Source organism: Bordetella genomosp. 13 (genome assembly GCF_002119665.1).
Taxonomy (GTDB): Bacteria; Pseudomonadota; Gammaproteobacteria; order Burkholderiales; family Burkholderiaceae_B; genus Bordetella.
This window is the reverse complement of the sequence record NZ_CP021111.1, coordinates 1,766,465-1,793,383: the sequence shown is the minus strand read 5'-3', so window position 1 is coordinate 1,793,383 and position 26,919 is coordinate 1,766,465. Positions and strand designations below refer to the sequence as shown.

Here is a 26,919-nt window from a genome sequence, read left to right as displayed (position 1 = left end):
TTTGGCCGGCGCCGAAGGCGTATGGGCGGATGATGTGTTCAGACGACCTGGGCCAGATGCACGTCGGACGGCAACTGCTGCCAGGCCTGTTCCTTCAGGTAGGCGCGGATGCGCGCCGTGGCCTGCGAACGCAATTGGCACACGCGCGCTTCGGTGACGTTGAGCACTGCGCCGATTTCTTTCAGGTTCAGCCCCTGTTCGTAGCACAGGGACATCAGCAGCTTTTCGCGCTCGGGCAGGGCGTTGATCGCCTCGATGAGCGCGCGCCGCAGGTCGCTGGCCAGCAGGCTGTCGAGCGGGGTGGCTTGGTCGCCAGCGGGCGCGTCGATCCATTGGCCGTCGCTTTCGCCGTCGCGGCCGAAGTCTTCGTAATGCAGGATCTGGATGCCCTGGGCGTCGGCCAGCATGTCCCGGTACTCGGTCAGCGGCACGCCGAGCTCGGCGGCGATCTCGGCTTCGCTGGGCGCCCGCATCAGCAGCTGTTCCTGGCGCTGGATGGCAGTCTCGATGCGTCGGCTCTTGCTGCGCACGCTGCGGGGCAGCCAGTCCTGGCTGCGCAATTCGTCGAGCATGGCGCCGCGGATGCGGGCCGTGGCGTAGGTCTCGAACTGCGCGTCGGGGTTCTCCTGGTAGCGCCGAATGGCGTCCAGCAGTCCGATCATGCCGGCCTGGACGAGGTCGTCGAGCTGCACGCTGGCCGGCAAGCGCGCGAGCAGCTGCAGCGCAAGTTTGCGGACCAACGGAGCGTATTGAACCAGGCTTTCTTCAGCGTTCGGCATTCAGTGTCTGTCTGCAGGGAGCTCGCACAGTGCGCTGGCGATGGCGTTGCAAACGAGCTACAGGTCGAGCTGTCGCGCGGCCCGGAGCGGGTTGTGCCTTGCTGCGAGATTGTCGGGGAAACGCGACGATTCATTCGTGCAAGAACGCAACTTTTTGAGCACTTATTTACTCTTTTGCGGGGATTGTGGCGTAATGGCTGTAACCGCAATGTTTCGGCTACGGCGCTCACCCCGGTAAAGATCAAACTTTTGACATGACTGTCATAAAAATTGACGAAGTGCGTGGTAAATTGCTGGCAAATTGCGATGAAATGACACATTTCGCATAAGTTCACAGAACGACAGGCGGTGCGAGTACACGGGGGCGCCGCCTGCACCCAGCAACGTGGCGAATGTCACAGGAGTAAAGAATGAAACCAGCAGACAATTCATTGCTCGCCGATATCCGCGAAGTCAACTTGTCGTATCTTCTTCTGGCGCAACGCATGCTGCGCGACGATCATGCCGCATCGATGTTCCGCCTTGGTTTCAGCACCGAGGTCGCGGACATCCTCCTGCGCCTGTCGCCGGCGCAACTGGTCAAGCTGGCCAGCTCCAGCTCGCTACTGTGCCGCTTCCGCTTCGACGACTACAGTCTGCTGTCCGCGTTGACGCAAGACGTACTGGGCGGCGCGCTGCAGCAGGCGCACGCCACCATCCTGCTGGCCAAGCAGCCCGTAGAAGAACTGGCCTGACGGCCGCCCGCCATGGCAATCAAGAGTGTTTCGCAGGAAGCGGACGAGATCCTGCTGGCCAGTTCCATGATCACGCTGGGCGCACGGCTCCAGGTGCTCGAGGCCGAAACCAGTCTCAGCCATGACAGGCTGGCGCGCCTGTATCGCGAGATCCGCGGTTGCTCGCCCCCGAAGGGCATGCTGCCGTTCTCGGTCGACTGGTTCATGACCTGGCTGCCGAATATCCATTCGTCGCTGTTCTACAACGTCTACTCTTTCCTCAATGCGCGCACGTCGAGCAAGGGCATCCGGGCGATCATCGACGCCTATCGCCTGTATCTCGAGCATGCCGGCGTCGACGGCGTGCCGGCCGACGAGCCTGTGCTGAGCTTCACGCGCGCCTGGATGCTGGTGCGCTTCTTCGATGGCGGCATGTTGCAGCTCTCGGCATGCCGGCAGTGCGGCGGGCATTTCATCGCCCACGCGCATGATCCGCAGTCCGATTTCGTCTGCGCCATCTGCCGTCCGCCTCCACGAGCGGGCAAGACGCGTGCCGCCAAGGCGCGCGGGGTGTCCGGCAAGGCCAGCCTGGATACGGCACGCTCCTGACATCCTTAAGGGTGCGCAAACTCGGCAAAAACCCCGAAAAACCCCCCGTAACCCGCGTTTTTGCTGGTGCGTCGGCGGGGGATCATTATCGAGGGATTGTCTGGACTACATTGGCAGGGGCCTGATGTGTTGATCGTTATCGGTTATCTGGTGGTCATCGTCGCGGTGATCGGCAGCTACGTGGGGCTCGGCGGCCATCTGGGCGCGCTGTATCAGCCTCTCGAGCTGGTCTTGATCGGAGGCGCGGCCTTCGGCGCCTTCCTGGCGAGCAACAGCAAGAAATCGCTGGCGCTCGTCAAAGAGTCGATTCCGCACGCGCTCAAGGGGTCGCCGTACAGCAAGCAGGTGTACATGGAGCTCATGGCTCTGCTGTACGTGCTTCTGAACAAGGCGCGGCGCGAGGGTCTGATGGCGATCGAATCGCACATCGAGGATCCTTCCTCGAGCCCGATCTTCAGCGAGTATCCGGGCATCATGCGCGATCCCAAGCTGATGGAGTTCATCACCGACTATCTGCGCATCATGATCAGCGGGAACATGAGCTCGTTCGAGATCGAGACGCTGATGGACGAGGAAATCGACACGTATCGCCACGAGCGCGACGTGCCGGTGAACGCGCTGCGCCACGTGGCGGACGGCCTGCCGGCCTTCGGTATCGTGGCCGCCGTGCTGGGGGTGATCAAGGCACTGGCCGCGGTCGACCAGCCCCCGGCGATCCTGGGCGACCTGATCTCCAAGGCGATGGTCGGTACCTTCCTGGGCATCCTGCTGTCCTACGGTTTCGTCGGTCCGCTGGCCTCGCGGGTCGAGCGCCGCAACGAAGAATCGATCAAGGTGCTCGAGTGCATCAAGGTCACGCTGCTGGCCAGCATGAACGGCTACCCGCCGCAGCTGGCCGTCGAATTCGGCCGCAAGGTGCTGTATTCGGCGGTGCGTCCCACCTTCAGCGAACTCGAAGAACACGTGCGCCAGGCCAAGTCCGCGTCGCCTGGCCGCGCCTGACGGACATAGGTCACCATGAGCACCGTCAACAACCACCGCGTCGTCATTCGCCGCAAGCGGTCGGGGCACGGGAGCGCGCATCACGGCGGCAGCTGGAAGATCGCCTACGCCGACTTCATCACCGCCATGATGGCGTTCTTCCTGGTCATGTGGCTGATCAGCATCGTGCCCCGGGAAGAGTTGAAGGGTATCGCCGACTACTTCCGCATGCCGCTCAGCGTCGCCATCGCGGGCGGGCCGAAGAACTCGGCCGAGCGCAGCGCCATTCCTGGCGGCGGTCCCGACACGCTGCGCGACGAAGGCGAGGTCCGTCGCTCGCAAGGCACGCGCATGCAGTCGCAGCAAGTCAATCCCGACGCCGATCGCCGCGACCGACATCGCCTCGAGCGCCTGCGCCAGCGGCTCGAGTCCGTCATCGAGAACAGCCCGGTGCTGCAGAAGTTCCGTCCGCAGCTGCTGATCGACATCACCACCGAAGGGTTGCGCGTGCAGATCGTCGACAGCCAGAACCGGCCGATGTTCGCCACGGGCAGGGCGGAGGTGCAGCCCTATATGCGCGACATCCTGCGCGAGCTGGGGCCGGTGCTGAACGAGCTGCCCAACAAAGTCAGCATCGCCGGCCATACCGACGCTACGCAGTATGCGCGCGGCGAGCGCGCCTACAGCAACTGGGAACTCTCCGCCGATCGCGCCAATGCATCGCGGCAGGAACTGGTGGCCGGCGGCATGAACGAAGGCAAGGTCATCCGGGTGCAGGGACTGGCCTCGAGCATGAGCATGGTTAAGGATGACCCGTACGCTGCCGTTAACCGCCGCATCAGTCTGGTGGTACTGAACGAAGCGACGCAGCGCCGCCTCGAGACCGAGAACGCCGCCGCGGCGGACGTCTCGGCAGGCAGCGCGCAACAAGTCGGACAGACCCTCAGCACGCAATCCGGCGCCGAAGCGCCGGCGACGCAATAGGAATAGCAATGGCATCCACGATTCTGGTGGCGGACGATTCGACGACCATGCGCATGATCGTCAAGAGCGTGCTGTCGCAAGCCGGATGGCAGGTGCTGGCGGCCAGCAATGGCAAGGAAGCCCTGGACCTGGCGCAAACCAGCCAGGTCGACCTGGTGGTCAGCGACTGGAACATGCCCGTACTGGGCGGGCTGGGGCTCATACAGGGCCTGCGCGAACAGCCCCAGTACCAGGACGTGCCCGTCCTGGTGCTCACCACCGAAGAAGACGACATCAGCAAGTCCGCCGCGCGCGAGCTGGGTGTGAGCGGCTGGCTGAACAAGCCGCTCGACCCGCAAGTGCTGGTGGACCTGGCTGCCGAGCTGCTGGGCGAAATGCCTCAGGGTTGACCCGGTTTACATCAAAGGCAAATACCTGTCATGAGTTCTGGCCTGGACCTCAGTCAGTTCTACGAGACTTTCTTCGACGAAGCCGACGAACTGCTGGCCCAAATGGAGCAATTGCTGCTCGAACTGGACGTGCAAGCGCCCGACATCGAACAGCTCAATGCTATCTTCCGCGCCGCCCACTCCATCAAGGGCGGCGCGGCGACTTTCGGCTGCTTTCAAAAGCTGGCCGGCACCACCCACCTGCTTGAGAACCTCCTGGACGCCATTCGTCGGGGAGAGATGGCGCTGCGCGTCGACATGGTAGATACTTTCCTGGAGACGAAGGACGTGCTGAAGAGCCAGTTGGACGCCTATCGGGCATCCGAGGAGCCCGACGAGGCCGTATTCGAGCGCATCTGCGCCGTGCTGCGGCAACTGGCGCTCGAAGATGGCGCAGGTGCCGCGCCCGCAGCCGCGGCACAGCCTGCCGCGGCGCCGGCTCCCGTGGCCGCGCCTGCGCCGGTCCCCGCGGCCGAACCCGCCGCTGCCGCTGCCGCTGCCGCTGCCGCGGCGCCCGCGGGCGACCTGCCCACCCGCGTACGGTTCCGCGCCGTATCCGACAAGGATGCCGCCTCGCTGCTCGAAGAGATGGGCAACCTGGGCAAGGTGCTGGCCAGCGACCGCACCGGCGACGCGCTGACCGTCTGGGTGCAGACGACCTGCTCGCCGGCCGACATCGAGGCGGTCTGCTGCTTCATCATCGATTCCGACCAGCTCGACATCGGCCGCGAGGCCGCGCCGACGCAGGGCCGCCCGGCTGAGCCCGCCCAGGGCGTGCTCGCGCAGTTCGAGCAGGCCGCCGCCACGTTCACGCCAGCGGCGCCCGTTGCCGCGGCGCAACCCGCGGCGGAACCCGCTGCAGCGCCCGCCGCGGCCGCGAACCGCGCCGCCGCCCGGCCGGCCGCCGCGCCGCACGCCGACAAAGAGTCCACGTCGATCCGCGTCGGCGTCGAGAAGGTGGACCAGATCATCAACCTGGTCGGCGAACTGGTCATTACGCAGGCCATGCTGGCGCAAACCGCCTCCACGCTCGACCCGGTCCTGCACGATCGGCTGCTCAACGGCATGGAGCAGCTCGAACGCAATGCGCGCGACCTGCAGGAATCGGTGATGTCCATCCGCATGATGCCGATGGACTACGTGTTCAGCCGTTTCCCCCGCCTGGTCCGCGACATCGCGAGCAAGATGGGCAAGCAGATCGAGCTGCAGACCTACGGCCGCGCCACCGAGCTCGACAAGAGCCTGATCGAGCGCATCATCGATCCGCTGACGCACCTGGTGCGCAACAGCCTGGACCACGGCATCGAGACGCCCGAGAAGCGTATCGCCGCCGGCAAGGATCCGGTGGGGCAACTGGTCCTGTCCGCGCAGCACAACGGCGGCAACATCGTCATCGAGGTCAGCGACGACGGCGGCGGGCTGAACCGCGAGCGCATTCTCAAGAAGGCGCTGTCGCAGGGCATGGCCGTCAACGAGAACATGCCCGACGAAGAAGTCTGGCAGCTGATCTTCGCGCCCGGCTTCTCCACCGCCGAGCAGATCACCGACATCTCCGGACGCGGCGTCGGCATGGACGTCGTCCGCCGCAACATCCAGGACATGGGGGGCCACGTGCAGCTGTCCAGCGAGACGGGCAAGGGCACCACCACCCGCATCGTGCTGCCGCTGACGCTGGCCATCCTGGACGGCATGTCCGTGCGCGTGGGCGAGGAAGTCTTCATTCTTCCGCTGAACCACGTCACCGAATCGCTGCAGCCCACCGAAGACCAGCTGTACACGGTGGCCGGCAACGAGCGCGTCATGCACGTGCGCGGCGAGTACCTGCCGCTGGTCGAGATGCACCGGGTGTTCTCGGTGGGCGGGGCGCAGCCCGACCCCACGCAGGCCATCGCGGTCATCATGCAGGCCGAGGATCGCCGTTTCGCATTGCTGGTCGACCATCTCGTCGGTCAGCACCAGGTGGTGGTGAAAAACCTCGAGGCCAATTACCGCAAGGTGCCCGGCATCTCGGCCGCCACCATTCTTGGCGACGGCAGCGTAGCGCTGATCGTCGACGTATTCGCACTGGCACGCGCCAACCGCGAGAAATGGGCCCAGCCCGAAGCCATCCTGAATTGACGGAGTAAGACCATGGCAGCCAAACCGCAAACCCAGGCGACGCGCGTGGAAGACCAGGGCAGCGAGTTCCTGGTGTTCACGCTGGGCGAAGAAGAGTACGGGATCGACATCCTCAAGGTACAGGAAATCCGCGGCTACGACGCGGGCGCGGTCACGCGCATCGCCAACGTGCCGCCTTTCATCAAGGGCGTCACGAACCTGCGCGGCATCATCGTGCCCATCGTCGACCTGCGCATCAAGTTCAACCTGGGCAGCGTCGAATACAACGAGCAGACCGTCGTCATCATCCTCAACCTGGATCGCCGCGTGGTCGGCATCGTGGTCGACGGTGTGTCGGACGTGCTGATGCTGAATTCCGGCCAGATCCGCCCGGCGCCCGAGTTCGGCGCCACGCTGTCCACCGAGTATCTCACCGGGCTGGGCACCGTGGACGAGCGCATGCTGATCCTGGTGGATATCGAGCGCCTGATGACCAGTGACGAAATGGCGCTGGTGGAGAAGGCGGCTTCCTGAACCTTCTCTGCGGGGCGGGGCGCACCTTACCCCGTGCCCGAGGCATGGCAGCTATCGCGGACCGGGACTCACAAACATCGTGCGCAATATTCTCGCAAACTTGACTATTCGCAGCAGCCTGCTGGGCGTGCTGGCCTTCTTCTCCTTCCTGCTGGTGGTGGGCGCTGTGCTGGGCGTGTACTCGCTGCGCCTGGGCAATGACACGATGGCCGCGCTCAAGCGCACGGAAGACGTGTCCGATGCCATGGGCAAGGTAGTTGGCCACACGAAGGACGCGTCCGGCGCACTGAGCCGCGGCGCGGTGGCGCACTACGGCGTCACGGTGCAGGCCCTCGAGACGGCGCACTCGGCGCAGGTCGAGCAGACCAAGACGGCCATCGGCGCGGCCAACGCCGCGATGGCGGCAGCCGTGGCCGCTGCGGCCACGCCGGCCGCGCCCGCCGCCGATGGCGCGGCGGCACCCGCGGCCGCGCCCGCCGCCGATGGCGCGGCGGCACCCGCGGCCGCGCCTGCCGCCGCGCCCACCCCCATCGCCGTGCCGGCCGCCGTGGCGCCCGTGATCCCGCAGGGCCTGAACGGCCCGGCCGCCGCCATGGTGCAACGCGCCCAGTCCAGCCTCGGCCGCGCGCAGACCGAGTTCGAGCGCTACCAGGCGCTGCCCAAGCCTGAAGAGGCCAAGGCCGTACTCACCGAATTCGAAGACGCGTATCGTGCCATCGTGCAGCAAGGCATCACGCCCACGGTTGGCGCGCTGCAGCGCGGCGACCTGGCCGCCTACCGCAAGCAGGCCGACGGCGCGCTCGAGGCGGCGGAAGCCCGCTTCCAGCGGTCGGCCGATGCGTTCGATACGTGGCGCGCCGAACGGGGTGCCGAGGCCTATGCCCTGGCCGAGACCCGCTATCAATACATTCTGGGCGCCGTGGCGCTGGGCGCCGCGGTGGCCTCGGTGCTGGTGTTCATGACCTATGTCTTCCTGCGCGGCCGCGTGCTGCGGCCCTTGAAGGAAGCCGGCCATCATTTCGACCGCATCGCCGCGGGCGACCTGGCAACGCGCGTCGAGATGCGCAGCAACAACGAGATCGGCCAGCTCTTCGCCGCGCTGCGACGCATGCAGGAAAGCCTGACGCGTACGGTCAGCGCGGTGCGCCGCGGGGTGGACGAGATCAACGTCGGCGCCCAGGAAATCTCGGCCGGCAACACCGACCTGTCCAGCCGCACCGAACAGCAGGCGGCCTCGCTGGAAGAAACCGCGGCTTCGATGGAGCAACTGGCTTCGACGGTGAAGCAGAACGCCGACAACGCGCGCCAGGCCAATCAGCTGGCGGCCAGCGCGTCGCAGGTCGCCGAGCGCGGCGGCGTGGCCGTGTCCGAGGTGGTTCACACCATGGACGGCATCTCGGCCAGCTCGCGCAAGATCTCCGAGATCGTGTCGGTCATCGACGGCATCGCGTTCCAGACCAACATCCTGGCGCTGAACGCGGCGGTGGAAGCGGCCCGTGCCGGCGAGCAGGGCAAGGGCTTCGCGGTGGTGGCGGGCGAGGTGCGCTCGCTGGCGCAGCGCAGCGCGCAGGCGGCCAAGGAAATCAAGGTGCTGATCGAGGATTCGGTCAGCAAGGTGGGCACGGGTTCGCAGCAGGTCGAACGAGCTGGCGCGACGATGCAGGAGATCGTGGCCTCGGTCAAGCGGGTGACGGACATCATGGGCGAGATCTCGGCGGCGTCCGAAGAGCAGTCCAGCGGCATCGACCAGGTGAACCGCGCGGTGTCGCAGATGGACGAGGTGACGCAGCAGAACGCGGCGCTGGTCGAAGAGGCCGCCGCTGCCGCGGGCTCGCTGCAGGAACAGGCGCAGCGCCTGGCCGAGGCCGTGGCGGTGTTCCGCATCAACGCGCGCGAAGTCATCGACGCTCCCGCCGCGCAGCTGCAAGGCCGTGGCCGACCGGAGCTGGTGCAGGGCGGCGATCCGCCCTCCGGCCTGGCGCTTGCCGGCTCCTGACGCGAAGGATTGCGTGTGGCCACCGCCCAGCTCTCGCCGGCCTTCACTTCCGAACGCCAGTTCGAGTTCCGCGACCAGGACTTCTCGCGCGTACGGCGCATGATCTATGCGCGCGCCGGCATCTCGCTGGGCGAGCACAAGCGCGAGATGGTCTACAGCCGACTGGCGCGGCGCCTGCGCGCGCTGGGCCGGCAGGACTTCGGCGGCTACCTGGACCACCTGGAGCACGAGCCGGGCGCGGCGGAGTGGGAGAACTTCGTCAATGCGCTCACCACCAACCTGACGGCGTTCTTCCGCGAATCGCATCATTTTCCGATCCTGGCCGAATTCGCGCGCTCGCGCGGCGGGCCGGTGTCGGTGTGGTGCTGTGCCGCATCCACCGGTGAAGAACCTTACTCCATCGCCATCACCCTGGCCGAGACGCTGGGCCCGCGCGCCTCGTCCTGCCGCGTGGTGGCCACCGACATCGACACGCAGGTGCTGGCGCGCGCGCGGGCGGGGGTCTATCCCTACGAGCGCGTGTCCAAGCTGGACGAGGCACGCCTCAAGCGCTTTTTCCTGCGCGGCAAGGGCGAGAACAGCGGGCAGGTGAAAGTGCGGCCCGAGATCCAGGAGATGGTGACGTTCGAGACGCTGAACCTGCTGGCCGCCGACTGGCCGCTGTCCGAACGCTTCGACGTCATCTTCTGTCGCAATGTGATGATCTACTTCGACAAGCCCACGCAGTCGAAGATCCTGCAGCGCTTCGTGCCGCTGCTCAAGCCGGGCGGGCTGCTGTTCGCGGGGCATTCCGAGAATTTCACCTATATAAGCCGCAGCTTCCGCCTGCGTGGACAGACCGTCTACGACTGCGTCGGACATCCTTGAGCGGAAGAGCAAGTACAGCATGAAGAAAATCAAGGTTCTTTGCGTAGACGATTCCGCGCTGGTGCGCGGCCTGATGACGGAGATCATCAACGCGCACCCCGACATGGAGGTGGTCGCCGTCGCACCCGATCCGCTGGTGGCGCGCGACCTGATCAAGCAGCACAACCCCGACGTCCTGACGCTGGACGTCGAGATGCCGCGCATGGACGGCCTGGACTTCCTCGAGAAGCTGATGCGCCTGCGCCCCATGCCGGTGCTGATGGTGTCCTCGCTCACCGAGCGCGGCGGCGAAATCACGATGCGCGCGCTCGAACTGGGCGCTGTGGATTTCGTCACCAAGCCGAAGCTGGGCATACGCGACGGCCTGCTCGAGTACAGCGAGATCATCGCCGAGAAGATCCGCGCCGCGTCCCGGGCACGCCTGCGCAAGCCTGCCGCGGCCGTCGAAGGGCATGTCGCGCCCGCGCCGCAGCGGCTGCGCAGCCCGTTCGCCAGTTCGGAAAAGCTGGTTATCATCGGTGCGTCCACCGGCGGCACGGAAGCCATTCGCGAGGTGCTGCTGCCGCTGCCTCCGGACAGTCCGGCGATCCTGATCACGCAGCACATGCCCGCGGGCTTCACGCGTTCGTTCGCGCAGCGCCTCAATTCCATGTGCGCCGTCACGGTCCAGGAGGCGGTCGACGGCGAACGCGTGCTGCCGGGCCACGTGTACCTGGCGCCCGGCGGCGACATGCACATGCGCCTGGGCCGCAGCGGCGCCAACTACGTCATCGAATTGCTGGCCGGGGAACCGGTCAACCGGCATCGGCCGTCCGTGGACGTGCTGTTCCATTCGGCGGCGGAAGCCGCCGGCCGCAACGCCATCGGCGTCATCCTGACCGGCATGGGCAAGGACGGTGCGGCGGGACTGCTGGCAATGCGCAGGGCAGGAGCGCACACCATCGCCCAGGACGAGGCGAGCTGCGTGGTATTCGGCATGCCGCGCGAGGCCATCGCCATGGGTGGCGCGGCCGATGTGGTCTCGCTGTCGCACATGAGCCAGCGGATCCTGGAGCGTCTGGACGATCGCGGCCATCGCGTTTGAAAACACACGGGGCGCGGCAACGCGTTCGCAATCATTCTTGGAGTGAAGATGGTAGACAAGGGCTTGAAAATTCTGGTGGTGGACGACTTCCCCACCATGCGGCGGATCATCCGCAACCTGCTGAAAGAGCTGGGCTTCGAGAACGTCGATGAGGCAGAAGACGGCGCCATCGCGCTCGAGAAGCTGCGCACCGGCGGCTTCCAGTTCGTCGTGTCCGACTGGAACATGCCGAACCTGGATGGTCTCGAGATGCTCAAGCAGATCCGACTGGACCCCAACCTGAAGAGCCTGCCGGTGCTGATGGTGACGGCCGAGGCCAAGAAGGAGAACATCGTCGCGGCCGCACAGGCCGGCGCCAACGGCTATGTGGTCAAGCCGTTCACGGCCGCCACCCTGGAAGAGAAGCTGAACAAGATTTTTGAAAAACTGGCCGGCTGAGTCGAGAGTCCCGCATGAATGCCACGAATAGCGCCGAGAAACCCGAATCCGGCGACCTGATCCATCGCATCGCCTCGCTGACGCGCATGCTGCGCGACAGCATGCGAGAACTGGGACTGGACCAGGCCATCAAAGACGCCGCCCAGGCGATTCCCGACGCACGCGACCGGCTGCGCTACGTCGCGCAGATGACCGAGCAGGCCGCCACCCGCGTGCTCAACGCGACCGAGGCCGCCGGTCCCATTCAGGACGGCATGGCCCGCAACGCGCGCGCGCTGGACGAGCGCTGGCAGGCATGGTTCGACCAGCCGCTCGAGATGCCCGAGGCCCGCGAACTGGTCAAGGACACGCGCGCCTTCCTGGCGGACGTGCCCAAGCAGGCTCAGGAAACCCAGTCGCAGCTGATGGAAATCATCATGGCGCAGGATTTCCAGGACCTTACGGGCCAGGTCATCATGCGCATGATGGACGTGGTGGGCGCCATCGAGCGCGAGCTGCTGCAGGTGCTGCTGGACAACGTGCCGCAGGAGCGGCGCGACGAGGCCTCCAGCCTGCTGAACGGGCCCCAGGTCAACCCCGAGGGCAAGGCCGACGTGGTGACCAGCCAGGACCAGGTCGACGACCTGCTGGCCAGCCTGGGCTTCTGATCCCGGTCTTCAGATGGGCGTGCGATGCCGGAACGCCGGCATCCGCCCATCGATCTGCGCCAGGTCGGGCCTCGTGCAGTTGCGCCCGGCGTGCCGGGCCACGTAGGCCTGCTGGCTGGCCCGGTCCAGCAGGTCGGTGAAGCCGCGATCGCTGGCGATGCGCTCGGCCAGCCCGCAGCTGGCGGACAGGCCAGGAAATCCCTGGTCGGCCAATCGTTCGAGATGGCGCCGCAGCCGCTCGCTGACCGTGTGGGCGCCGTGCAGGCCTTCGCCGGGCAGCAGGACGGCGAATTCCTCTCCGCCGATGCGGCCGATCGACGTGTCGGGCCGCAGGCTTTCACGCAATATGCCGCCGATCTGGCGCAGGGCGTCGTCGCCGGCGTCATGGCCCAGCGCGTCGTTCAGCCGGCGGAAGTCGTCCAGGTCCAGGATCACGCAGCTCAGCGCCTGCCGCTCGGGCAGGCGGCTGTTGAACACCCGCTCGCCCTCCGCCAGGAACGCACGGCGCGACTGCACGCCGGTCAGCACGTCGGTGCTGGCCTGGGCGCGCAGCTCCATGCACTCGGCGGCCAGGCGGCCGAAGTCCTTCAGGGTGGCGAGCGCTTCCGCCGTGGCCGGGCGGGGAACGTGATCCAGCAGGGACAGCGCACCCACCTGCATGCCGGCGCGCGTCGCCAGCGGCGTGCTCCAGCAGGCGCGGATGTGCGGCGCGTCCACCACCTGCGGAAAGCGGGCGAAGCGCGGATCTTCCGTCGTGTCCGGCACCACCAGCGGTTCAGGGCTGTGCAGCGCATAGGCCGCGAAGGCGGTTTCACGGCTGCCCGTGGAGACGGGCAGGGCGGTTCGCGTCTTGATGATCTCGTGGTGCCGGCCGATGATGGAAACGTAGCCTATCGGAAAGCGCAGGGCAGCGCGGGCCAGCCGGGCGATGCGCTCGAACAGCGCATCCGGTCCGCCATCGAGCACCTGCAGGTCTGCCAGGGCGTCCAGGCGGGCCTGTTCGCGCAGGGAATCCCGGGCCGAGTAGTCGTTCAAGCCAAGCATGCCGTCGTGCTCCCCGGCGCGGTGCCGCCCCGATTCGTAACTTGTATCCGATGACGGGCGTGGCGGTTCGTGCGCAGCCGGCAACACCCGCATGGAATAACGTGGCTTTCCCCCCGCTTCTTAAATGATCGCGCGCATGGGGTCTCGCCTAGAATCTCGCCGGGCAGCCTGCAACCCGCCAGCGGGCCGCGTAGCACACGTCGAGCATGGCCGAAGACAGCGATCTTGAGAAAACAGAAGCCGCCTCTCCCAGGCGCCTGGAAAAGGCGCGCGAGGAGGGGCAGATCGCGCGTTCGCGCGAGCTGGGCACGTTTCTGTTGCTGGCGGCCGGCGTGGCCGGTCTCTGGATGGGCGCCGGCGCCCTGTATCGCGGGCTGACCAGCGTGCTGCGCGCCGGCCTGGCGTTCGACCCGCGGGTGGGGCGCGACTCGGCGGTCATGGTCGAGCAGGCCGCCACGGGCATCGCCGAGGCGCTGATGCTGGTGCTGCCGCTGTTCGGCATCCTCGCCGTGGTGGCGGTCTTCTCCAACGTGGCATTGGGGGGCTTCATCCTGACCACCAAGCCGCTGATGCCGAATTTCGACAAGCTCGATCCCATCGCCGGCGTCAAGCGCCTGTTTTCCGCGCAGACGGTGGTGGAACTGCTGAAGGCCGTCGCCAAGGCGCTGCTGGTGGGCGGCGTGGCGGCATGGGTGCTGTGGTACTACCACGAGCAGATGCTGGGCCTGTCGGCCGCCGCGCCCACCGCGGCCATCTCGCAGACGCTCAAGCTGGTGGCGTTGTGCAGCGCGCTGATCGTCGCGTCGCTGGTGCTGATCGTGGTGCTGGACGTGCCATGGCAGATCTACAGCCACTTGAAGAAGCTGCGGATGACGAAGGAAGACGTCAGGCAGGAACACAAGGAAAGCGACGGGGATCCGCACGTGAAGGCGCGCATCCGCCAGCAGCAGCGCGCCATGGCCCGGCGCCGCATGATGTCCGAAGTGCCTACCGCCGACGTGGTCGTGACCAACCCGACTCACTACGCTGTCGCCTTGCGCTATGCGGAAGGCCAGGCCGGCGCGCCGAAGGTCGTGGCCAAGGGCACCGGCCTGATCGCGCTGCGCATCCGCGAGCTTGCGGCCGAGCACCGCGTACCGACTCTCGAGGCGCCGCCGCTGGCGCGCGCCCTGCATCAACACGTCGAACTGGGGCAGGAAATCCCGGTTGCGCTTTACACCGCCGTGGCGGAAGTGCTGGCGTGGGTTTTCCAGTTGCGCAGCTGGCGCGCGGGGAGCGGAGCCGAACCGGCGCCGCCGTCCGCGTTGAACGTGCCCGCCGAACTGGACCCGCACGCCGCCCAAGCCGCGGCTCAAGGAGCTTAAGGAATGAGCACGCTGCTCTCCGCGTTGAAAACACATGGCGCCGCCAACGCGCGCCTCATGGCAGGCCCGGTCCTCATCGTGCTCGTGCTGGGCATGATGGTGCTGCCGCTGCCCACCTTCCTGCTGGATCTGCTGTTCACGTTCAATATCGCCCTGTCGGTGATGATCCTGCTGGTGGCGATGTTCACGCGCAAACCGCTGGACTTCGCCGCCTTTCCGACGGTGCTGCTGTTCGCGACGCTGCTGCGCCTGTCGCTGAACGTGGCGTCCACGCGCGTCGTGCTGCTGCACGGCCACGAGGGCCCCGACGCGGCGGGCAAGGTGATCGAGGCCTTCGGCCACTTCCTGGTGGGCGGGAACTTCGCGGTCGGGATCATCGTCTTCGTCATCCTGACCATCATCAACTTCATCGTCATCACCAAGGGCGCGGGGCGTATCGCGGAAGTCGGGGCGCGCTTCACCCTGGACGCGATGCCCGGCAAGCAGATGGCGATCGACGCCGACCTGAACGCCGGGCTGATCGGCGAGGAAGAGGCGCGCCGCCGCCGCGCCGAAGTGGCGCAGGAAGCCGACTTCTTCGGCTCGATGGACGGCGCCAGCAAGTTCGTGCGCGGCGACGCGATCGCCGGCCTGCTGATCATGGTCATCAACGTCATCGGCGGCCTGATCGTCGGTGTGGCGCAACACGACCTGTCGTTCTCCGAGTCGGGCCGCGTCTACACGCTGCTGACCATCGGCGACGGCCTCGTGGCGCAGATACCGGCGCTGGTCATCTCCACGGCCGCCGGCGTCGTGGTGTCGCGCGTGTCCAACGACCAGGACGTGGGCCAGCAGATGCTGGGGCAGCTGTTCGCCAACCCCAACGTGCTGTTCCTCACGGCCGCCATCATCGGCATCATGGGCCTGATCCCGAACATGCCGCATCTGGCATTCCTCTCCCTGGCCGCCATGCTGGGCACCGCCGGCTGGATGGTGCTGAAGCGTCAACGGGTCGCCGCGCAGGCCACCGCCGAGCAGCCGTCGCAGGTCGCCGCGCAGGCCCAGGCGGCCGCGGCCGAGGCCACCTGGGAAGACGTGTCCATGGTCGACCAGCTGGGGCTGGAGGTCGGCTACCGCCTGATCCCGCTGGTGGACCACGCGCAGAACGGCGAACTGCTGCATCGCATCCGCAGCCTGCGCAAGAAGTTCGCCCAGGACGTGGGCTTCCTGCCGCCCGTCGTGCACATCCGCGACAATCTCGAGCTCAAGCCCAACGACTATCGCATCCTGCTGTCCGGCGTGGAAGTCGGCCGCGGGGTCGCCATGCCGGGGCAGTGGCTGGCCATCGACCCGGGCGGCGTCAGCGTGACGGTCAAGGGCGTGCCCACCACCGATCCGGCGTTCGGCCTGCCCGCGTTGTGGATCGACGCGGCGCAGCGCGACCAGGCCCAGGTCGCCGGCTACACGGTGGTGGACGCCAGCACGGTGGTGGCCACGCACCTGAACCACCTGATGCACCGCCACGGCGCCAGCCTGCTGGGCCGCCAGGAAGTGCAGCAGCTGCTCGACCGCCTGGGACGCGACGCGCCCAAGCTGGTGGAAGACCTGGTGCCCAAGACCATTTCGCTCACCTCGCTGCAGAAGGTGCTGCAAGGCCTCCTCGCGGAAGAGGTGCCGATCCGCGATATGCGCACCATCATCGACACCGTGGCCGAACATGCGCCGCGGCTGTCCGCCCTGGCCGCGAATACCGGCGGCCATGCCGACGTGCCCGAGCTGATCGCGCTGACGCGCCGCTCGCTGGGCCGCGCCATCACGCAGCAGTGGTTCCCCGGCGAGGGCGAGCTGCGCGTCATCGGCCTGGACGTGAAGCTCGAGCGCGTGCTGTCGCAGGCCATGGCCACCAGCGGCGGACTCGAGCCGGGCCTGGCCGAGACCCTGCTGCGCGAGACCGAGGCCGCCGTGGCGCGCCAGGAGTCGCAGGGCAACGCGCCCGTGCTGCTGGTGTCGCCGCCGCTGCGCGCGCCGCTGTCGCGCTTCCTGCGCCACCATCTGCCGCAGCTGGGCGTACTCTCCAATGCCGAGATTCCCGACGAGCGCGTCGTGCGCGTGACCGCGCTGATCGGAGGTAGCGGCGAATGAAGTTGTCCCGTTTCGTAGGCGCCAGCGTCCGCGAGGCCATGCGCCAGGTGCGCGAGGCGCTGGGGCCCGACGCTCTCATCGTCTCCAACCGCAGTATCGACGGCGGCATCGAAGTGGTGGCCACCGCGGATTCGGAGTATTCCGACGAGCCGCCCGTGTCCAGGCAGCCTGCCGCGCAGCCCGACGCGGCATCGCAGGCCGGCGGGCACCAGCCGGCGCCGCGCCCGTCCGTGCCGCCGCGGTTCGGCCCGCAGTCCGTGCCGCAGCAGCCCGCGCCGCCGCCCGAGGTGATGCGGACCTCGGCTTTTGGGGCCGCGCGCGCCTATGCCGCGCAGATTCCCCTGGCCGATCCGGATGCCGTGCCGCCACGGCCCGCCGAGGCGGCGCCCGCTGCCGGCGCACCCGCGGGGCCGGCAACGCGTCCTTCCGAGCCCATCGTGGCGCGGCTGCCCGATCTCCCCGTGGCGCCATCCGCCGCCGCACCTGCGTCGCGCGCGTCCTTCGCGACGTCGGATGCGGCCCCGTTGGGGCCCGCCACGTCCCCGCATGTCGGCGCCGCACCGGCGGGCAGTCCGGCTTCCGCGGCAGCGATGGGAGCGTCCGCAGCGCCCGCCAGCAGGTCTGCTCCAGACCGTGCGCCGATCGCTCCCTCCGCTCCCGCTATGCCGTCCGCGCCAGCTGCGGTGAGCATGCCGGCGACGCCTGCGGCGATGGGCATGCCCGCGACGGCCCCCACGCCTGCAGCGGCGAGCATGCCCGCGACGTCCGCCACGCCTGCAGCGACGGATATGCCCGCCGCGCCCATGGCCAACGCCGCGCCGCCGGCCGAGGTTCCATCACCGGCGGCTCGGCCCACGACGGCCGGCGCGCCGCCGCCTTCGATGGCGCGCACGCCCGATGCGCCGCTGCCTTCGGCCTTTCCCGCGCCGTCGCTGCCCGCCGACACGGGCAGCCAGGTCCAGGCCGCGCTCAACGCCTTGCGCAGCGCGATGGAATCGCGCATGGACGGATTGTTGTGGGGCGGGGCCCAGGCCCAGGGCCTGCAACCGGTCAACGCCGCGCTGTTCCGCAGTCTGCTCGAGGCCGGTTTCAGCATGCCGCTGGTACGGGCGCTGGTCGAGCGGCTGCCGGCGGGGCTGGACCGCCAGGCGGCCATGGCGTGGGCACGCAATGAACTGGTGACTCATCTGCCGGTCATGCGCAGCGAGAATGATTTCCTGGCGGGCGGCGGCGTCATCGCCCTGGTCGGTCCCACCGGCGTGGGCAAGACCACGACGCTGGCCAAGCTGGCGGCGCGCTGCGTGGCCCGCGAAGGCCGCGACCAGGTGGCGATGCTGACCACTGACCTGTTCCGTATCGGAGCGCTGGAGCAGTTGCAGATCTATGGCCGCCTGATGGGCGTGCCCGCGCATTCCATCCGCGACGGCGAAGAATTGAAGCAGGCGCTGGCCCACCTGGGGCATCGCAAGATCATCCTGATCGACACCACCGGCATCAGCCAGCGCGATCGCAAGGTCGCCGCGCTGGCCGCCTTGCTGCACGCGGCCGACCGGCCGGTGCGCAGACTGCTGGTGCTGAACGCCGCCAGCCAGGGCGATACGCTGGACGAAGTGGCGCACGCCTACCGCAATGGCGCCAGCGAGGACGTGGTCGGGTGCATCATCACCAAGCTGGACGAAGCGACCCGCATCGCGCCGGCGCTGGACACCGCCATCCGCCACCGACTGCCCATCCACTACGTGTCGATCGGCCAGAAGGTGCCCGAGGACATGGAGGCGGCCGAGCGGCAGGCGCTGGTCGACCGCGCCCTGGCGCCGCTGCCGCGCGAAGCCGACCCGCTGTATGCGCCCAGCGAGGCCGACCTGGCAGCGCTGTGGCGGTCCTCGACGCGCGAGGATGCGCAACAGAAGCAGGAGGCCGAGGCCAGCGCCGCGGCCCGCCGCCGCCAGCTGCTGGCCGCCGCGGTTTTGCCGCAGGCTGGCGCGCAAGTGCCGTTGGAGCAAGGCATCGCCTGGCTGGAGGCGGATGCGGCCTGCGCACAGGCGCGCGAGAACTGGCGCCTGGCGAGCACGGGATCCGTTTCCGCGCAGGCCCTGGGTGAGGCCGGACTGAAGCGCGCGCGGGAGGCCTATGCCGCAGGCAGCGAACGGCACCTGCTGGCGATGCACGGCAAGGCGGCGTTGAAGGGGCAGGGCGGCTCGGCCGACGGCGCGCTGCTGGCTTCGCTGCTGATGACCGACCGCGGCGCCGCATTGGCCGCGCCGCTGGCACACCTGGCGCTGCCGCACGGCATCCTGAACGCCTGCGACATCGCGGCGCCCATGCCCGCGAATGCGGTCGACGCCTTGCTGGCTCGCGTGCAGGCCCTGCATGCCTCGCTGGACGGCGTGCCGCTGGTGCATCTGTTCGAACTGACGAGCGCCACTTTATGGCAGGCGATGGCTGCCGCAGACGCCGCATGGGTGGCGCGCGGGGCCGGCACGCTGCGCGTCATGCAGGAGGACAGTCCCACGACCTTGGCCGCCGTATCGCGCGACCTGGGTTACCTGCCGGTGGGCACGGCCCCGGCGGCCGATGGATCCGGCGCCGCGCTGGATCTGTGGGCCAGCGGCACCGAGGTGCGCCTGGCGGCGCGAGGCCATGAGGACCTGGCATTGCGCATGGTGTGCGCGCGCCTGACGGATCCCGCCGACGGCAAGGTCGTCAATCAGTTGTACGGCTTGACCAACATGAAGGCCGCGCAGGCCGGGGCGCCCGTCGTGGCGCGCTGGCTGGTGCAGCAGGAACAGGCCCGGATGGCCTTTCGCCACATGGCGCACGCGTGGACGGCGCTGCCGCCAGCCTCCGGGCTCCAGGCCATGCCGGGCCAGGCCATGTTGGCCTCGCAGCTGGGCGCAGCCTGCTGGCAGCTCGCCCAAGCTCCGCAGGCGGCCGCCGCGCGCGCCATGTTGCAGGCGATGGCGGCGGGTGGGCGCAAGCTTACCGGGCCGGCACTGCCCGGCGCCCTGGCAAAGGGATTCGCGATGCTGGAGATGGCGGCCTGACCTGGCTGGGAATGGCGCGCCGGGCCCGATGTTCTCGGGGCCGGCGGGAGGGGGATGCTGGCGGCCGAGGATGAGTCGCACAGCTCGCGTGAGACAGGTCTTAGGGACGGCGCGCGGTAGGAACGACGCGGAGCGTCAAGTGGCGATGATGCTGCGCTGGCCGTAGCCGCGGCGGCCGCGGCCCTGGGCGTCATAGGTGGCCGTCGTGTCGCCCTCGGTGAGCTGGCGCAGCGCGTCCAGGGCCTGCTGCGTATGCTGCAGGCTGACGCTGATCATCATGCCGTTGCGTTCGTTGCGTTCGCGGGCCACCGCGGCGTATTCCAGCAGGCGGTTCCAGCTTTCGGCCAGTTCGGGGAATTGCGCGGCCGCCTGTTCGGTGCCTTCATTCCCCGGGGGCAGGCCCAGCCCGGCCAGCAGTTCGTCGCGCTGCACGCTGAGCGCAACCAGTTGTTCGGCCAGGTTTTCCTTTTCCTGGGCGGCTTGTTGCAAGGCTTGATGAGCGGTGCGGTCGGCCAGCGCCAGGCCCTCGGCGTCGACGGCCTCGATGAAGGCTTGGACCAGGGCGCTTTCGCGTTCGATACAGATCTGCAGGGCGGCGGACATGACAGAAGAAAAAAGCGTCGTCGGGCAGAGGAAAAAACGGGCCGAGCCTTGAATCGGGGGCGGGGAGTCGTCCGAAGTGTTACTTCAGCAATTCCTGCGCGCTGGCGATGAGGCTGTCGGCGATGCGGGAGGGGTCGATCTTCAGTTCACCGGCGGCAATGGCGGCGCGGATGGCGTGCACGCGTTCGACGTTGATGTCGCTGCCGCCTTCCTGCAGTGCCAGCAGCTGGCGGGAGGCCGAGCTGAGCGCCACCTGCGCGCTGCCCGCATTCGGCTGACTGCTGCTGGTCGCGCCATAGGCCTGGGCGACCGCATTGTCGGCGCGCAGGTTGACGCTGTTGGCAGCAACCGAGGGGGAAGTGATATTGATCTTCAAGGTAATCTCCGCTGGGCAGGTTTCGGATAGCGGCCGATCTGCCTTGGTCTTGTCTTCGTAACGGCCCCGGCGCCAGCAACTTTAGCCTGGTTGCGTGACAGGAGCGAAAAATATGTAACGCGACTACAGGGTGATTTCGACCAGGCCGGCATTGCGCGCCACCCCGCTGACGACCTGGCCGGACGTCGTCCGGACCTGCACGCGGTCACCGGGGGCCGCGTTGTCCAGCGCCTGGCCTTCGCCCGACACCGTGAACCCTTTGCCGCTGATGACGATATTGACGTTCTGCCCACGCTCGATGGATTGAGCATTGCGCAGCACCGCGCCCTTGATCGGCTGGCCGGCGGCAATGCGGCTGCCGGCGCGCATGCCGACGATGCGCGCCGCGTCCGTAATGATATCCGGAGACAGGGTCGCCAGGTCGGCGTCGCGGGCCTCGATGTCGGTGGAGGCGATCAGCCGGCCGGCGCTAAGCGGCTGCGCGGCGACGTAATACCGGCCGGCCACGCTGACCGTGGCCTGGACATAAGTGGTCCAGGTATGCGGGGCGGAGCAGCGCACGCCGATCGACATCCGCGGACGCAGCCGCACCGGCGATGACAGGAACGGCGTGAGTTTGTCGCAGGCCGACAGCCGTTCGGTGCGCAGCGGGTCCAGTGTGATGCTGACCGTGCCTGGCAGGTCCGCCAGCTGCCCCCGCAGATAGGCCTGAGCCGTGGCGCCCAGTACCGCCGGATCCTGGGTGGCGCCGGCATTCGCGCCAGCCGGCAGGCCGAGGCCGGCGGCCAGCAGAGCGGCAGCCAGCGCGGGGCGCAGGACGGTGGGGCAGGGGTATTGCGGCATGAGAAGGATTGTAGAAGCCGAGGCGCCCGCGCAATAACGGAATTGACTCGGAAATGGCGGGTTATTTGGGTGATTGTGGCGGCCTGCCGCCACCTATGATGCCGTCATGCCAAAAAGGACCGGGTATCGCCCGGGTCTTTCCAACCCGCACAGATCTTGTAAGGCGCGACTCAATGCTAGACCGGCTCAGTGAGGACCTCCGCTTTTTCCAGCAGTCCATCAGCCTGCGCGCACAGCGCCAGGAAGTCCTGTCGTCGAATATCGCCAACGCGGACACGCCGAACTACAAGGCGCGCGACTTCGACTTCAAGACCGCCATGGAAAACGCGTTGGGCGACCGCATGCGTCTGCCCGATACGAACCTGGCACTGACCTCGGCCCGCCATATTCCCGGCAAGGCGGTCTCGCCGTCCAACGTCGAGCTGCAGTATCGCCTGCCTTACCAGGCCAGCCTGGACGGCAACACGGTCGACATGGACAACGAGCGCGTGCGCTTCGCCGACAACACCCTGCATTACCAGAGCAGCCTGCAAGTGCTGTCCGGCCGCATCCGTTCGATGCTGACGGCCATCCAGGAATGATCTAGGAGTCTCCCCGCATGTCCCTGCTCAGCATTTTCGATATCGCCGGTTCGGCCCTCACGGCCCAGTCCCAGCGCATGAACGTGTCGGCCAGCAATCTGGCCAACGCCGAGAGCGTGGTGGGTCCGGATGGCCAGCCGTATCGCGCGCGTCAGGTGGTGTTCCAGGTCAATCCCAGCCCCGGCCAGGCGCTGGGCCAGGAGGTCGGCGGCGTCCGCGTGGCCGGCGTGGTCCAGGACGACTCGCCCTTGAAGCAGATCTACGATCCCACCCACCCCATGGCGAACGAGCAGGGCTACGTGTTCATGCCCAATGTCGATCCGGTGGCTGAAACCGTCAACATGATCGCGGCGTCCCGGTCGTACCAGGCCAACGTCGAAGTGCTCAACACGGCCAAGCAGCTCATGGCCAGGACCCTCACCATCGGCCAGGCCTGACGCGCCCGACCCTTCCACGTTCACCTATCCACGACTAGCCATGGCAACCAACGTCAACGGTGTTTCGAACACCAGCAGCTCGAATGGCCTGGGCGGCTCCGGCAGCGCCAGCGCGGCGCAGGAGATCCAGGACCAGTTCCTGACGCTGCTGGTGACGCAGCTGCGCAACCAGGATCCGCTCAACCCCATGCAGAACGCCGAGCTGACTTCGCAGCTGGCGCAGATCTCCACGGTGGAAGGCATCACCAACCTGAACAACACGCTGCTGGCCATCAGCGGCCAGGTCGACGTGTCGCAGTCCATGAACGCCGCCGCGCTGATCGGCCGCGGCGTGCTGGTGCCGGGCAACGAGATCGCGCTGGGCACGGATGCGCAGGATGCCACCAAGCGCTCCGCCACCCCCGTGGGCATCGACCTGCAGGCCGATGCGGCGGAGGTCGAGGTCAAGGTGCTGGACTCGGCCGGCAACGTGGTTCGCACCATGAAACTGGGCAAGCAGGACACCGGCGTCCTGGACGTGACCTGGGACGGCAAGAACGACGGCGGCCAGGACGTCGCCGATGGAAAGTACACGTTCACGGTGGCGGCCACCGATGCCGAAGGCAAGCGCGTCGAGGCCGATGCGCTGCAGTACGGCCTGGTCAACGGCGTGGCGTACGGCACCAACGGCCTGCGCCTGCAGCTGGGCATGGGCAAGCAGGCCAGCATGCTGGACATCCGCAAGATCTACGGCAATACCTGAGATTCATCGACTTGATGCTGCGCCGCGGCGCAGCGGACATCTAAACAATTCGACAGCGAGATAGCACATGGGATTCGGACAAGGACTGAGCGGCCTGAACGCCGCCGCGCAAAATCTGGACGTCATCGGCAACAACATCGCCAACTCGGGCACCGCCGGCTTCAAGTCGGGCGTGGTGTCCTTCTCTGACGTCTACGCCAACTCCCGCGTGGGCCTGGGCGTGAAGGTCGCGGCGGTCAACCAGCGCTTCACGGTAGGCAACGTGGCGACGACCGGCGGCGAGTACGACATCGCCATCGACGGCGAGAAGGGCTTCTTCCGCCTGGCGGACCAGTCCGGCGGGGTGTTCTACTCGCGCAACGGCGAGTTCCTGCTGGACAAGGACTTCTTCATCGTCAACCAGATGGGCATGCGCCTGACCGGCTATGCCGCCGGCGCTGTCGGCGCCGCTCCGGTTCCGCTGACCGTGCCGCAAGGCAACATCGCGCCGGTGGCCTCGACCGGCGTTGGCGTCCAGACCAACCTGGACGCCAACGCGGATCCCATCGACCCCGCCACCACGCCGTTCGACCCCACGATCCGCAGCACCTACACCGATCAGGTGCCGACCACGGTGTACGACTCCCTGGGCAATGCCCACGAAATGCAGCAGTATTTCGTCAAGCGCGAGGCCAACGCTGCCGGGGAAAGCGTGTATGACGTCTACTACACCTTCGATGGCAACCCCATGCCGGTCGGCGCCGGCGGAGCCGCCTTTGCCACGCTGCGGTTCGACACCAGCGGCGTGCTGCTGAACACGCCTCCGACGGTCGACGTCAGCTTCGCCACTCCCGGCGGCGTCAACTCGCCGGCCGACCCGATGGCCATCGCGCTCAACTACGACGGCGTCACGCAGTTCGGCAACGATTTCAATCCCGTGCTGACGCCCGACGGCTATGCCAGCGGCCAGTTCCTGGGCATCGAGATCGCCGCCGACGGCAGCGTGATGGCCCAGTACAGCAATGGCGAGAGCCAGGTCGTCGGCGTCATCGCGCTGGCCAAGTTCAACAACGTGCAGGGTCTGCAGCCGGTGGGCAACAACGCCTGGCAGGAGACCGCCGCGTCGGGCCAGGCGCAGCTGGGCCAACCGGGCACCAACAGCCTGTCCACGCTGAGCGGGCAGTCGCTGGAGCAGTCCAACGTCAACCTGAGCAACGAGCTGGTGAACATGATCATCGCCCAGCGTACGTATCAGGCCAACACGCAGACCATCAAGACTCAGGACGAAGTCCTGCAGGTCCTGATGAACATCTGACGCCGACTCGGGCTTCGACACGGAATAGACGATGGATCGCGTCATCTACACCGCCATGAACGGCGCTGCCCGGATCACCGAGCAGCAGGCCGTGCTGAGCAACAACCTGGCCAACGTCAACACGCCGGGGTTTCGCGAGCAGATCGCGCTGTACCGTTCGGTGCCCATGCTGGACGGCACGTCGCTGCCCACCCGCGTGTCGACGGTAGCCACCACGCCGGGCAGCAATTTCGCGCTCGGCACGGTGAACAGCACCGGGCGCGATCTGGACGTGGCGATCGCCGGCAGCGGCTGGCTGGCGGTGCAGACGCCCCAGGGCGAGGCCTACACGCGCGCCGGCAGCCTGCAGGTCGGCGTCAATGGCCTGTTGCAGACTTCGCTGGGCCAGCCCGTGCTGTCCGACCAGAACGCGCTCATCGAGATTCCCGACCAGGCATCGCTGTCCATCGCTTCCGACGGGACTGTGACGGCCATCGGAGCGGGGGACCCGCCCAACAACATCCTGAACCTCGGGCGCCTGAAGCTGGTCAGCCCGCAGGAGACGGCGCTGCTGCGCGGCGACGACGGCGTGTTCCGCATGGCCGCCGGCACGCCGCCGCTGCCGGCCGACCCGGCGCTGCGCCTGATGTCCGGCGTGCTCGAGGGCAGCAATTCCAGCCCCACCGAGGCGATGGTCGGCATGATCGAGAACGCGCGGCGCTTCGAGATGCAGATGCAGATCATCCGCGACGCGAACGAGAACGCCGGCAGCGCCAACCAGATTCTCGCCGTCAGCTGATTTCAATGATTCATGCGCGGCCCGGCGGGTCGCGCCCAGGAGCAACTAGCCATGATGCGTTCGCTGTGGATTTCCAAGACCGGCCTCGAGGGTCAGCAGACCTCGATGGACGTGATCTCCAATAATCTGGCCAACGTCCAGACCAACGGGTTCAAGCGCGGCCGCGCGATCTTCCAGGACCTGATGTACCAGACCCTGCGCCAGCCGGGCGCCCAGGTCGGCGACGCCAACCAGCTGCCGTCGGGCCTGCAACTCGGTACCGGCGTGCGCGTGGCCGCCACCGAGCGGGTGTTCAACCAGGGCAACCTGAACAACACCGGCAACGACATGGACATCGCCATCGACGGCCGCGGTTTCCTCCAGGTCGAGCTGCCCGACGGCACGCAGGCCTACACTCGCGACGGCTCGCTGCAGACCGACCAGAACGGCCAGCTCGTCACGGCCGGCGGCTACGTGATCCAGCCGCCCATCAACGTGCCCGACAACGCGCTCACCCTGACCATCGGCAAGGACGGCACCGTGTCGGTCACCCAGCCGGGCAACGCCGGCATCAACGTGCAGATCGGCCAGCTGCAGATCGCCACCTTTATCAACCCGGTGGGCCTGCAGAGCATCGGCGAGAACCTGTACCTGGAAACCGATTCGTCGGGCCCGGCCAACCTGCTGGCTCCGGGCGTGGACGGCGCCGGTTCGATCCAGCAGCAGTACGCCGAGACCTCGAACGTGAACGTCGCCGAAGAACTGGTGAACATGATCACCACGCAGCGCGCGTACGAAATGAACAGCAAGGCCGTGCAGACCTCCGACGAGATGCTGGCCCGCCTGTCGCAACTGTGACTATGGCTGCGTCGATGCTGCGCCTGCTCGCCGCTTCGGGTGTACTGCTTGCCATGGCGGGCTGCGCCCTGGTTCCGCCCGAGCCCGTGGTGCTCGGGCCGACCACGGCCGTGCCGCCGGCGCCGCCCATGCAGGTGGCCCGCCCCACGGGATCGATCTTCCAGCCCACGGTGTACGGCAACTATCCGCTGTTCGAAGACCGCCGTCCGCGCAACGTGGGCGACGTCGTCACCATCGTGCTGGAAGAGCGCACCAACGCCGCCAAGAACGTGGCCACCAACACCAACCGGCAGGGTTCCGTGGGCCTGGGCATCGGCGCCATGCCCAACTTCATCGATGGCGTGGTGAATGCCGACATGGACGCCGACGCCTCGGGCGAGAACGCCATGCAGGGCACCGGCAACAGCTCGGCCAACAATACCTTCACCGGCAACATCACGACCACGGTGGTGGGCGTGCTGCCCAATGGCAACCTGCAGGTGGCCGGAGAGAAGCAGATCGCCATCAACCGCGGCAGCGAGTACGTCCGCTTCTCGGGCGTGGTCGACCCTCGGTCCATCACCGGCAACAATTCGGTCTCGTCCACGCGCGTGGCCGATGCCCGTATCGAGTATCGCAGCAAGGGCACCATGGACGAGGTCCAGACCATGGGTTGGCTGCAACGTTTCTTCCTGCTGGCCTCGCCGTTCTGAACATGC

General features: G+C 67.4%; 27 protein-coding genes. 22 read left to right on the top strand and 5 right to left on the bottom strand.

Features of this window, described 5'->3' with window-relative positions; genetic code table 11:
* Positions 1–38: 38 nt before the first annotated feature.
* Positions 39–779 carry an RNA polymerase sigma factor FliA gene (locus CAL15_RS08040; protein ID WP_086078104.1) on the bottom strand — a complete coding sequence of 247 codons (741 nt, stop codon included), beginning with the start codon at positions 777–779 and terminating at the stop codon, positions 39–41.
* Between the two features lie 410 nt (positions 780–1,189).
* Between CAL15_RS08040 and flhD the strand changes: the two genes are divergently transcribed.
* The 12 genes from flhD (at position 1,190) to cheZ (ending at position 12,157) form a co-directional block, all read left to right on the top strand.
* The gene (gene flhD / locus CAL15_RS08035; protein WP_086078103.1) at positions 1,190–1,513 is read left to right on the top strand and encodes a flagellar transcriptional regulator FlhD; all 324 of its coding nucleotides are present in this window, start codon (positions 1,190–1,192) and stop codon (positions 1,511–1,513) included.
* A gap of 12 nt (positions 1,514–1,525) precedes the next feature.
* On the top strand, positions 1,526–2,101 hold the full coding sequence (gene flhC, locus CAL15_RS08030; protein ID WP_086078102.1) for a flagellar transcriptional regulator FlhC: 576 nt from the start codon (positions 1,526–1,528) through the stop codon (positions 2,099–2,101).
* A gap of 126 nt (positions 2,102–2,227) precedes the next feature.
* Positions 2,228–3,103, top strand: coding sequence for a flagellar motor stator protein MotA (gene motA, locus CAL15_RS08025; protein ID WP_086078101.1), 876 nt, complete (start codon positions 2,228–2,230; stop codon positions 3,101–3,103).
* 15 nt (positions 3,104–3,118) lie between these two features.
* Complete coding sequence (gene motB / locus CAL15_RS08020) at positions 3,119–4,066, top strand: flagellar motor protein MotB (RefSeq protein WP_086078100.1); 948 nt, start codon at positions 3,119–3,121, stop codon at positions 4,064–4,066.
* 8 nt (positions 4,067–4,074) lie between these two features.
* Positions 4,075–4,455 carry a response regulator gene (locus tag CAL15_RS08015; protein ID WP_086078099.1) on the top strand — a complete coding sequence of 127 codons (381 nt, stop codon included), beginning with the start codon at positions 4,075–4,077 and terminating at the stop codon, positions 4,453–4,455.
* Positions 4,456–4,485: 30 nt separating this feature from the next.
* On the top strand, positions 4,486–6,612 hold the full coding sequence (gene cheA / locus CAL15_RS08010; protein ID WP_086078098.1) for a chemotaxis protein CheA: 2,127 nt from the start codon (positions 4,486–4,488) through the stop codon (positions 6,610–6,612).
* A gap of 12 nt (positions 6,613–6,624) precedes the next feature.
* Positions 6,625–7,125, top strand: coding sequence for a chemotaxis protein CheW (gene cheW, locus CAL15_RS08005; protein ID WP_086078097.1), 501 nt, complete (start codon positions 6,625–6,627; stop codon positions 7,123–7,125).
* 100 nt (positions 7,126–7,225) lie between these two features.
* A complete protein-coding gene (locus CAL15_RS08000; protein WP_420042540.1) occupies positions 7,226–9,121 on the top strand; it encodes a methyl-accepting chemotaxis protein in 1,896 nt (631 codons plus the stop codon).
* Between the two features lie 15 nt (positions 9,122–9,136).
* Positions 9,137–9,988 carry a CheR family methyltransferase gene (locus CAL15_RS07995; RefSeq protein WP_086078095.1) on the top strand — a complete coding sequence of 284 codons (852 nt, stop codon included), beginning with the start codon at positions 9,137–9,139 and terminating at the stop codon, positions 9,986–9,988.
* A 19-nt stretch (positions 9,989–10,007) separates the two neighbouring features.
* On the top strand, positions 10,008–11,072 hold the full coding sequence (locus CAL15_RS07990) for a protein-glutamate methylesterase/protein-glutamine glutaminase (protein ID WP_086078094.1): 1,065 nt from the start codon (positions 10,008–10,010) through the stop codon (positions 11,070–11,072).
* Positions 11,073–11,120: 48 nt separating this feature from the next.
* Positions 11,121–11,510 (top strand): chemotaxis response regulator CheY, encoded by a 390-nt coding sequence (gene cheY / locus CAL15_RS07985; protein ID WP_086078093.1) that lies wholly within the window; start codon positions 11,121–11,123, stop codon positions 11,508–11,510.
* A gap of 14 nt (positions 11,511–11,524) precedes the next feature.
* On the top strand, positions 11,525–12,157 hold the full coding sequence (gene cheZ / locus CAL15_RS07980) for a protein phosphatase CheZ (RefSeq protein WP_086078092.1): 633 nt from the start codon (positions 11,525–11,527) through the stop codon (positions 12,155–12,157).
* A gap of 9 nt (positions 12,158–12,166) precedes the next feature.
* Here the strand turns inward: cheZ and CAL15_RS07975 are convergent, their stop codons facing one another.
* Positions 12,167–13,201, bottom strand: coding sequence for a GGDEF domain-containing protein (locus CAL15_RS07975; protein ID WP_198299174.1), 1,035 nt, complete (start codon positions 13,199–13,201; stop codon positions 12,167–12,169).
* A gap of 206 nt (positions 13,202–13,407) precedes the next feature.
* Between CAL15_RS07975 and flhB the strand changes: the two genes are divergently transcribed.
* Genes flhB through flhF form a run of 3 tightly spaced genes read left to right on the top strand, consistent with a single transcriptional unit; the run spans position 13,408 to position 19,730 of the window.
* Positions 13,408–14,565 carry a flagellar biosynthesis protein FlhB gene (gene flhB, locus CAL15_RS07970; protein ID WP_086078090.1) on the top strand — a complete coding sequence of 386 codons (1,158 nt, stop codon included), beginning with the start codon at positions 13,408–13,410 and terminating at the stop codon, positions 14,563–14,565.
* A 3-nt stretch (positions 14,566–14,568) separates the two neighbouring features.
* Positions 14,569–16,686 carry a flagellar biosynthesis protein FlhA gene (flhA, locus tag CAL15_RS07965; protein WP_086078089.1) on the top strand — a complete coding sequence of 706 codons (2,118 nt, stop codon included), beginning with the start codon at positions 14,569–14,571 and terminating at the stop codon, positions 16,684–16,686.
* Complete coding sequence (gene flhF, locus CAL15_RS07960) at positions 16,683–19,730, top strand: flagellar biosynthesis protein FlhF (protein WP_086078088.1); 3,048 nt, start codon at positions 16,683–16,685, stop codon at positions 19,728–19,730. Before flhA ends, flhF begins: the two co-directional genes overlap by 4 nt.
* A 135-nt stretch (positions 19,731–19,865) precedes the next feature.
* On the opposite strand, the gene CAL15_RS07955 is transcribed toward flhF, so the two are convergent.
* The 3 genes from CAL15_RS07955 to flgA all read right to left on the bottom strand — a co-directional run bounded on the left by CAL15_RS07955 (position 19,866) and on the right by flgA (position 21,552).
* Positions 19,866–20,333, bottom strand: coding sequence for a flagella synthesis protein FlgN (locus tag CAL15_RS07955; RefSeq protein WP_086078087.1), 468 nt, complete (start codon positions 20,331–20,333; stop codon positions 19,866–19,868).
* Positions 20,334–20,412: 79 nt separating this feature from the next.
* Positions 20,413–20,709 (bottom strand): flagellar biosynthesis anti-sigma factor FlgM, encoded by a 297-nt coding sequence (gene flgM / locus CAL15_RS07950; protein WP_086078086.1) that lies wholly within the window; start codon positions 20,707–20,709, stop codon positions 20,413–20,415.
* Positions 20,710–20,832: 123 nt separating this feature from the next.
* Positions 20,833–21,552, bottom strand: a complete 720-nt coding sequence (gene flgA / locus CAL15_RS07945) for a flagellar basal body P-ring formation chaperone FlgA (protein WP_086078085.1) — start codon at positions 21,550–21,552, stop codon at positions 20,833–20,835.
* A 173-nt stretch (positions 21,553–21,725) separates the two neighbouring features.
* Here flgA and flgB point away from each other — a divergent pair, with 173 nt between their 5' ends.
* The 7 genes from flgB to CAL15_RS07910 all read left to right on the top strand — a co-directional run bounded on the left by flgB (position 21,726) and on the right by CAL15_RS07910 (position 26,913).
* Positions 21,726–22,133, top strand: coding sequence for a flagellar basal body rod protein FlgB (flgB, locus tag CAL15_RS07940; protein WP_086078084.1), 408 nt, complete (start codon positions 21,726–21,728; stop codon positions 22,131–22,133).
* A 17-nt stretch (positions 22,134–22,150) separates the two neighbouring features.
* Complete coding sequence (gene flgC, locus CAL15_RS07935; RefSeq protein WP_086078083.1) at positions 22,151–22,570, top strand: flagellar basal body rod protein FlgC; 420 nt, start codon at positions 22,151–22,153, stop codon at positions 22,568–22,570.
* Between the two features lie 40 nt (positions 22,571–22,610).
* Positions 22,611–23,312 (top strand): flagellar hook capping FlgD N-terminal domain-containing protein, encoded by a 702-nt coding sequence (locus tag CAL15_RS07930; protein ID WP_086078082.1) that lies wholly within the window; start codon positions 22,611–22,613, stop codon positions 23,310–23,312.
* 67 nt (positions 23,313–23,379) lie between these two features.
* Positions 23,380–24,606, top strand: coding sequence for a flagellar hook protein FlgE (gene flgE / locus CAL15_RS07925; protein WP_086078081.1), 1,227 nt, complete (start codon positions 23,380–23,382; stop codon positions 24,604–24,606).
* A 31-nt stretch (positions 24,607–24,637) separates the two neighbouring features.
* The gene (locus tag CAL15_RS07920; RefSeq protein WP_086078080.1) at positions 24,638–25,384 is read left to right on the top strand and encodes a flagellar basal body rod protein FlgF; all 747 of its coding nucleotides are present in this window, start codon (positions 24,638–24,640) and stop codon (positions 25,382–25,384) included.
* A 51-nt stretch (positions 25,385–25,435) separates the two neighbouring features.
* Positions 25,436–26,221 (top strand): flagellar basal-body rod protein FlgG, encoded by a 786-nt coding sequence (gene flgG / locus CAL15_RS07915; protein WP_086078079.1) that lies wholly within the window; start codon positions 25,436–25,438, stop codon positions 26,219–26,221.
* A gap of 2 nt (positions 26,222–26,223) precedes the next feature.
* A complete protein-coding gene (locus CAL15_RS07910; protein ID WP_086078078.1) occupies positions 26,224–26,913 on the top strand; it encodes a flagellar basal body L-ring protein FlgH in 690 nt (229 codons plus the stop codon).
* Positions 26,914–26,919: the final 6 nt, after the last annotated feature.